Genomic DNA, 5,853 nt, shown 5'->3' with positions numbered 1-5,853 from the left:
GTCCGGCGGTCGCGGGGGACCGCTGCGGATTGTGCGGATCGCCAACTTCGTCACCCCGGCCTCCGGCGGGCTGCGGACCGCGCTGCGGGAACTCGGCGCGGGCTACCTGGCGGCCGGACATGAACCCGTACTCGTCATCCCCGGGGAGCGCGAGAGCGATGAACGGACCGAGCAGGGACGGGTGATCACCCTGCCGGGCCCGGTCGTTCCGGGCACGGGCGGCTACCGCGTCCTGACCGCGCGGCGGCGGGTCGCCGCGCTGCTGGAGGACCTGGCGCCGGACCGGCTCGAGGTGTCCGACCGCACCACGCTGCGCTGGACCGGCGAGTGGGCGCGGCGCGCCCGCGTGCGGGCCGCGATGGTCTCCCACGAGTCCGTGGACGGAGTCCTGGGCACCTGGGGCATGCCCGGGCAGGCCGCCGACCGGATCGCGGACCTGCTCAACCGGCGTACGGCACGGTCGTATGCGCGGATCGTGTGCACCACGGAGTGGGCCGAGCGGGAGTTCCTGCGGATCGGCGCGCGCAATGTCGTACGCGCCCCCCTCGGCGTCGACCTCGTCGCGCGCCACCCGGACCGGCGCAGCGCGGTGCTGCGCGAGCGGTACGCGGCGCCCGGCGAGACGCTGCTCGCGCTCTGCTCGCGGCTCTCGGTGGAGAAGCGCCCCGGGACCGCGCTGGACGCGCTCGCCGAGCTGCGGGGGCGCGGTGTGCCGGCGGTGCTCGTGGTGGCGGGGGACGGGCCGCTGCGGGCCCGGCTGGCCGAACGCGCGCGTGCGGAGCGGCTTCCGGTGCACTTCCTGGGCCACGTCACCGACGTGGCCCAGGTGGCGGCCCTTCAAGCCACGGCGGACGTGTGCCTGGCGCCCGGACCGGTCGAGACCTTCGGGCTCGCCGCCCTGGAGGCGCTGGCCTGCGGCACCCCGGTGGTGGCCAACGCCGCCTCGGCGCTGCCCGCCATCCTCGGCGGCGCCGGAGCCGTCGCCCCCGGCGAGGGCCCGGCCTTCGCCCACGCGGTCCAACAACTCCTGGACCGCCCGGAGCGGACCCGCCGCGAGACGGCCAGGAACCGGGCGGAACGCTTCGGCTGGACGGCAGCGGTGGAGGCGTTCCTGGCGGCGCATGGGACCGGCGTACGGACCGGCGCGGCCGGCAGAGCGGAGAGGGTGGGGACGACGTGAGCGAGTCGGGGGGCACGGCTCGGCCGACGTACATTCCACGCGCGCGTGGCGGCGTGCGGTTCGCCGCGCTCGGTGACTCGCTCACCGAAGGGGTCGGCGATCCCGTCCCGGGAGGGGAGTGGCGCGGCTGGGCCGCGCTGCTGGCCGCCGGACTCGCGCCCGACGGCGCCGAGTTCCTCAACACCGCCCGGAGCGGCGCTCTCACCTCCCACGTGGCCGACGAACAACTCCCCAAGGCCCGCGCCCACCGACCCCACATCGCCGCCGTCATCGCCGGCGGCAACGACACCCTGCGCGCCACGTTCGACATCGACCGGGTCGCCCGGCACCTCGACACCGTCATGAGCACCCTCCAGCGCGACGGCACCGTCGTCCTCACCGCCTGCCTGCCCGACCCCGGCCGCCTCCTGCGGCTGCCCGCGCTGCTGGCCTGCCCGCTCGTACGCCGCATGCAGGCCGTCAACACCGTGGTGCACGCGCTCTCCCACCGGTACAACGCGCTGCACCTGCACGTCGCCGCCGAGCCGTGGTTCGCGCAGCGCACCGCGCTCAGCGTGGACCGGCTGCACCCGAACGAGCTGGGGCACCGCATGCTGGCGCACCGCTTCCACTCCCTGCTGGCCGAGGCCGGGCTCGCCGACGGGCCGCCGCCGTCCACCGAGCCGGACACGGCCGGGCCCGGGCCCGTCGACCAGATGGTCTGGATGGCAACCAAGGGCACGGCGTGGGTGGTCGCCCGCTGCCAGGACCTCCTGCCCGATCTGCTGTGGCTCGCGGCGGCCGAGGGCCGGCACCGGCTCGCCGGCACCGCCACGCTGCTCGACCTCCGCTCCCACCGCGCCGCCCTGCACGCCCTGGCCGCCCTCGCGCCGGTCCGCCCGCTCGGGCCCGCCGTCCGCGAACTCGACCTCGGCTAGCAGCAACACCGCTGGTCAGAGGGTTATCCACAGGCCTTACCCGGTTGCGAGTCCGCTGCCACAATGGACAACATGACCGGGCGCTGGGAGTTCTGGATCGACCGTGGCGGCACATTCACCGACGTGGTGGGCAGGCGGCCGGACGGCCGGCTCGTCACGCGCAAACTCCTCTCGCACAACCCGGGGAGGTACGAGGACGCGGCCGTCGCCGGAGTGCGGCTCATGCTCGGACTCGGGCCGGGCGAACCCGTACCGGCCGAGCGGATCGTCGCCGTCAAGATGGGCACGACGGTCGCCACCAACGCCCTTCTGGAACGCACGGGCGAGCCGACCGTGCTGCTGGTCACCGAGGGCTTCCGCGACGCGCTGCGCATCGCGTACCAGAACCGGCCGCGCCTCTTCGACCGCCGGATCGTCCTTCCGGAGGCGCTGTACGACCGCGTCATCGAGGTGCCGGAACGGACCGACGCCCACGGCGAGGTCGTACGGGAACCGGACCTGGGCGTGGTGCGGGACGCCCTGCGCGAGGCCTGGAACGACGGCTTCCGCAGCGCCGCCGTCGTCCTGCTGCACGGCTACCGGCACACGGCACACGAACGGGCGGTGGCCGAGGAGGCCAGGCGGGCCGGCTTCCCGCAGGTCAGCTGCTCGCATGAGGTGAGTCCGCTGATGAAGCTGGTCTCCCGCGGCGACACCACCGTCGTGGACGCGTATCTGTCGCCGATCCTGCGCCGCTACGTGACCGGGGTGGCCAGGGAACTCCACGGCACCCGGCTGCTGTTCATGCAGTCCAACGGCGGGCTGCGCGAGGCAGCCCACTTCCGGGGCAAGGACGCGGTGCTGTCCGGGCCCGCCGGAGGCGTCGTCGGCATGGTGCGCTCCGCCGCCGAGGCGGGCTTCGAGCGCGTCATCGGTTTCGACATGGGCGGCACGTCCACCGATGTCTCGCACTACGCGGGCGAGTTCGAGCGGGTCTTCGACACCGAGGTCGCGGGCGTGCGGATGCGCGCGCCCATGATGAACATCCACACCGTCGCGGCGGGCGGCGGATCCGTCCTGCGCTTCGACGGCCGCCGCTACCGCGTGGGCCCCGACTCCGCGGGCGCCGTCCCCGGCCCCGCCTGCTACCGAGGCGGCGGCCCGCTGACCGTCACGGACGCCAACGTGATGCTCGGCCGCGTCCAACCCGGCCACTTCCCGGCCGTGTTCGGGCCCGGCGGCGACCAGCCGCTCGACGCCGAGGCCGTGCGCCGCGGGTTCGCCGACCTCGCGCGCGAGACCGGGGCGGCGGTCGGCGACCGGCGCCGACCCGAGGAGGTCGCCGCCGGATTCCTCGACATCGCCGTGCTCAACATGGCCAACGCCGTCAAGAAGATCTCCGTCCAGCGCGGCCACGACGTCACCCGCTACGCCCTCGCCGGCTTCGGCGGCGCGGGCGGCCAGCACGCGTGCGCGGTCGCCGACGCCCTCGGCATCAACACCGTCGTCATCCCACCCCTCGCGGGCGTGCTCTCCGCCTATGGCATCGGCGTCGCCGACGCCACCGCCATGCGCGAACAGGCCGTCGAGACCGAGCTGGGCGAGGAAGCCCTCCCGCGGATCCGCGAGGTGTGCGACGGCCTCGCCGAGCGGACCCGCGCCGAACTCCTCGCCGACGGCGTCCCCGAGGACACCCTCACCGCCACCGCCCGCGTGCACCTGCGCTACGCGGGCACCGACGCCGCCCTCCCCGTCCTGCTGGACACGGCCGACCGGATGCGGGAGGCGTTCGTACGGGCACATCGCGCGCGGTACGCGTTCACCATGGACAAGCCGCTCGTGGCCGAGGCCGTGTCGGTCGAAGCCACCGGCGCGGCGAGCCGGCCCGGCGGACACCACCTCGAACTCCCGCCCGGAAAGGGCGAACTGACCCCCGCCGCGACCGTGCGCATGTTCAGCGAGGGAGCCTGGCGGGACACCGAGTTGTACGAGCGCGACGCTATGCGCCCGGGCGACACCGTCACCGGCCCCGCGATCATCGCCGAGGAGGACGCCACGACCGTCGTCGACCCCGGCTGGCAGGCCGCCGCGGGCGAGCGCGGGCACCTCGTCCTCACCCGCGTCCGGCCCCGGCCCGGCACGGTCGCCGTCGGCACCGAGGTCGACCCCGTCATGCTGGAGGTGTTCAACAGCCTCTTCATGGCCATCGCCGAACAGATGGGCCTGCGCCTGGAGAACACCGCCCACTCGGTCAACATCAAGGAGCGGCTCGACTTCTCCTGCGCCCTCTTCGACGCCGAGGGCAACCTCATCGCCAACGCCCCGCACATCCCCGTGCACCTGGGCTCCATGGGCGAGTCCATCAAGGAGGTGCTGCGCCGCAGGAGCGGCACGGGCGAGCTGCGGCCGGGCGACGTCTACGCGATCAACGACCCGTACCACGGCGGCACGCACCTGCCGGACGTCACCGTCGTCACGCCCGTGTTCGGCGACGCGACAGCGCTCGGCGACGCGACGGCAGAGGACGGCGGTGGGACCGGCGGCGAGGAACTGCTCTTCCTCGTGGCCTCCCGGGGCCACCACGCCGAGATCGGCGGCATCACCCCCGGCTCCATGCCCGCCTTCAGCAGGACCATCCAGGAGGAGGGCGTCCTCTTCGACAACCGGCTGCTCGTACGCGACGGGCGGCTGCGCGAGGAGGAGATCCGCGCGCTGCTGACCTCCGGGCCGTACCCCTCGCGCGCGCCCGACACCAACCTCGCCGATCTGCGGGCCCAGATCGCCGCCAACGAGAAGGGCATCCGCGAACTCCGGCACATGATCGAGCAGTTCGGGCTCGATGTCGTCCGGGCGTATATGCGCCACGTCCAGGACAACGCCGAGGAGTCCGTGCGGCGGATCCTCGCCGACCTGGACGACGGCTCGTACCGCTACGAGACCGACAGCGGCGCCGTCATCCAACTGGCCCTGCGCGTCGACCGGGAGGCCCGCAGCGCGGTGCTGGACTTCGCCGGGACCTCGCCGCAGCAGCCGGGCAACGCCAACGCGCCCAGCTCCGTGGTGATGGCCGCCGTGCTCTATGTCTTCCGCACCCTCGTGGCCGAGGACATCCCGCTCAACAGCGGCTGCCTGAAGCCGCTGGAGGTCCGCATCCCCGAGGGCTCGATGCTCGCCCCGGCCTTTCCCGCGGCCACGGTGGCGGGCAATGTCGAGACCTCGCAGGCTGTGACGGGCACGCTGTACGCCGCGCTCGGTGTGCAGGCGGAGGGCTCCGGCACGATGAACAACGTCACCTTCGGCAACGAGCGTGTGCAGTACTACGAGACCGTGGCCAGTGGTTCCGGCGCCGGGGAGGGGTTCGACGGGGCGGACGCCGTCCAGACCCACATGACCAACTCCCGGCTCACCGACCCCGAAGTCCTGGAATGGCGCTACCCGGTGCGGGTGGAGAGCTTCGAGATCCGCGAGGGCAGCGGCGGCCGAGGCCGCTGGCACGGCGGCAATGGCACCACCCGCCGCCTCCGCTTCCTCGAACCGATGACGGTGGCCCTCCTGACCGGCCACCGCCGAATCCCGCCGTACGGCATGGCGGGAGGTGGCCCGGGCGCGCGCGGCGAAAACCTGATCGAGCGCGCGGACGGAAGAGTGGAACCACTGTCCGGCTACGACACGGCGGATGTCGGCCCCGGCGATGTGCTGGTGATGCGAACACCGGGAGGAGGCGGCTATGGCCTTGCTGTGACGGATTCCGGCTGACCTCGGGCCGGGCCCGGCCCG

At 73.8% G+C, this 5,853-nt stretch carries 3 protein-coding genes; all 3 read left to right on the top strand.

Going from position 1 to position 5,853, the window contains the following annotated elements; translation table 11 throughout:
- Positions 1–1,180, top strand: a 1,180-nt coding sequence (locus AOK16_RS11915; RefSeq protein ID WP_055472235.1) for a glycosyltransferase, incomplete at its 5' end; no start/stop codon positions are given.
- A complete protein-coding gene (locus tag AOK16_RS11910) occupies positions 1,177–2,097 on the top strand; it encodes an SGNH/GDSL hydrolase family protein (protein ID WP_240483526.1) in 921 nt (306 codons plus the stop codon). The genes AOK16_RS11915 and AOK16_RS11910, both read left to right, overlap by 4 nt.
- Before the next feature lie 72 nt (positions 2,098–2,169).
- The gene (locus tag AOK16_RS11905) at positions 2,170–5,832 is read left to right on the top strand and encodes a hydantoinase B/oxoprolinase family protein (RefSeq protein ID WP_055472234.1); all 3,663 of its coding nucleotides are present in this window, start codon (positions 2,170–2,172) and stop codon (positions 5,830–5,832) included.
- Positions 5,833–5,853: the final 21 nt, after the last annotated feature.

This window comes from Streptomyces pathocidini (assembly GCF_001418495.1).
Lineage (GTDB): Bacteria > Actinomycetota > Actinomycetes > Streptomycetales > Streptomycetaceae > Streptomyces > Streptomyces pathocidini.
This window is presented reverse-complemented; position numbering and strand designations above follow the sequence as displayed.